At 60.7% G+C, this 2,500-nt stretch carries 2 rRNA genes and 1 pseudogene (1 of these 3 running past the window's edge); 1 reads left to right on the top strand and 2 read right to left on the bottom strand.

Going from position 1 to position 2,500, the window contains the following annotated elements:
* Positions 1–300: 300 nt before the first annotated feature.
* Positions 301–864, top strand: a pseudogene (gene istA / locus C6Y62_RS16330) (IS21 family transposase); the annotation flags it as partial.
* A gap of 791 nt (positions 865–1,655) precedes the next feature.
* Here istA and rrf read toward each other — a convergent pair.
* A 5S ribosomal RNA gene (rrf, locus tag C6Y62_RS05175) occupies positions 1,656–1,770 on the bottom strand.
* A 148-nt stretch (positions 1,771–1,918) separates the two neighbouring features.
* Positions 1,919–2,500 (bottom strand): 23S ribosomal RNA (locus C6Y62_RS05170) (it continues 2,227 nt past the right edge of the window).

Genomic DNA, 2,500 nt, shown 5'->3' with positions numbered 1-2,500 from the left:
TGCCGTTGTCGCTGACCACAAGCGCCGGCCGACCGTTGACCGATTAGATTATCCAGCTTGCGAGCGTCGCAAGGCCCCGATCGCGCGGAGTCGGCCGCCAGAGCCAGACACTCACGCTTGAGTCCATCGATTTCCTCGCGGCACAGCCGTCGGTGCGGGGCCCTGAAGCAGCCTCGCCACCACCACGCTTGCGAACGAAAGGTCGGCCGATGCGGATCAACTTCTCTTGCGGTTCAAGCCTGAAAGCACTCGGCAGAGCACCAAAATGCGCATGCCGATAGCCAGGTCGTGCGCTTCTAGACGCTTCCCAGTGAGCGGATGCAGGCAGATTGGGCGCAGGTGGGGCGTGGCGCCGATGTGCTGAAGGTATTCATCGCCACGTTGGGCTGGAGCCGCACTGCCTACGTCGAGTTCTGCGACGACGAGCGCGTGGAGACGCTGATCCGCGCGCATGAGAACGCGCTTTTAGCCTTCGGTGGCGTGCCCAGGGAAGTTCTCTACGACAACATGCGCACGGTGGTGCTGGAGCGGAACGCGTACGGCCGCGGCGTGCATCGCTTCCATGCCGGCTTCCTTGACTATGCGCGACACGCCGGCTTCATGCCGCGGCTGTGCCAGCCGTATCGGGCGCAGACGAAGGGTAAGGTGGAGCGCTTCATCGGCTATCTGAAGCGCAGCTTCTGGATCCCGTTCGTCGCTTCCATGCGCCAGGCCGGATTGCGGCCCGACAAGCAGGCGGCGAACGCGGCGGTGACGCGCTGGCTGCGCGAGGTTGCCAACGCGCGGGTACATGCGACGACAGGTGAAGTACCGGCGGAGAGATCGCTCATCGAGCGGCAATCGCTGCAACCGCTTGTCGACACTCTATGGCGCTCGATCTATCCGCTCCGTGCAGAAACAATCTGCTGCGCCACGCAAGACGATCATTGGCTATCAGCATCCACTCAGTGTGTACGACGCGCTGTTCCCGGGGGTGTGTTCATGAGCACGCTGCAGCACGAACGCATCGCGGCATTGGCTGGCGAGCTCAAGCTGACGGCGCTGCCGGACAGCTACGGCGCCATCGCGCAATCTGCAGCCAAGCGGAAGGATGCGAGCTTCGCCGACTTCCTTGAGGAAGTGCTGCGGTTTGAACGGGACGCGCGACGGATACGCCCACGCCAGATGCTGGCGCTGGAAGCGGCACCGCGGCAAGGCCGCATGAAGGAAGCGCTGCATCGCACGGTGGCGGAGCCCGAAGCTCCCGATCATCGACGAGATCGGTTACCTGCCGTTCGGACGCGAGCAGGTCAACCTGTTCTTCCAGATCGTCGCGCGGCACCACGAGAAGGCCCGGTGATCCTGACATCGAACCTTGCCTTCTGAGTTTTGCGGCCGCCTGCATCGGATCTGGAGTGCGGCGTTGCGCTGGCCGTTGTGGCCTGTCGGTTCGGTTGGCGCCAGCGCGCCAGCTCCTCCACGGCATTCACCGCGCGCCTCAACCACACGCATCTGGGGCGGCCCACACCGGCGGTCTTTCCCGTTGGGCATTTTCACTGCGCTGGAGGCGGCTGGTTGACCGCAAAAACGCCCCAGCTTTGTGGGCTGGGGCGTTTTTATAAAACACGTAAGAGGGGATCTGATGACTTTTGTTGAAGCGTCTCACTTTTCTGCAGACCTGGCGACGACCTACTCTCCCACGTCTTAAGACGCAGTACCATTGGCGCTGGAGCGTTTCACGGCCGAGTTCGGGATGGGATCGGGTGCAGCCACTCCGCCATAATCACCAGGTCGGCGGAAAAGTGAGATGACTTCTGTTCTGGTCTTGCCTGTGTTCCTACGCCCATCGAAGACGACGCGAGCGTCGTCATGCAATCTTGCGCAGCGCAGTTACCTGCGCGCTTTCAACAGCATATTCGATGAGCATTGCATAATGAGAGCAATCAAGCCGATCGAGTTATTAGTACCGGTAAGCTACATGCATTGCTGCACTTCCACACCCGGCCTATCAACGTGGTGGTCTTCCACGACTCTCAAGGGAGAACTCGTTTTGAGGTGGGCTTCCCGCTTAGATGCCTTCAGCGGTTATCCCGTCCGCACATAGCTACCCTGCTGTGCCGCTGGCGCGACAACAGGTCCACCAGAGGTGCGTCCATCCCGGTCCTCTCGTACTAGGGACAGCTCCTCTCAATTCTCCAACACCTACGGCAGATAGGGACCGAACTGTCTCGCGACGTTCTGAACCCAGCTCACGTACCTCTTTAAATGGCGAACAGCCATACCCTTGGGACCTGCTCCAGCCCCAGGATGAGATGAGCCGACATCGAGGTGCCAAACGATTCCGTCGATATGGACTCTTGGGAATCATCAGCCTGTTATCCCCGGCGTACCTTTTATCCGTTGAGCGATGGCCCTTCCACACAGAACCACCGGATCACTATGGCCGTCTTTCGACTCTGCTCGACTTGTCAGTCTTACAGTCAGGCGGGCTTATGCCATTGCACTCGACGGTTGATTTCCG

The sequence above is a fragment of the Hyphomicrobium sulfonivorans genome, assembly GCF_013306565.1.
Classification (GTDB): Bacteria; Pseudomonadota; Alphaproteobacteria; order Rhizobiales; family Hyphomicrobiaceae; genus Hyphomicrobium_A; species Hyphomicrobium_A sulfonivorans.
The sequence above is the reverse complement of the archived record's forward strand: the minus strand, read 5'-3'. Positions and strand labels throughout refer to the sequence as shown.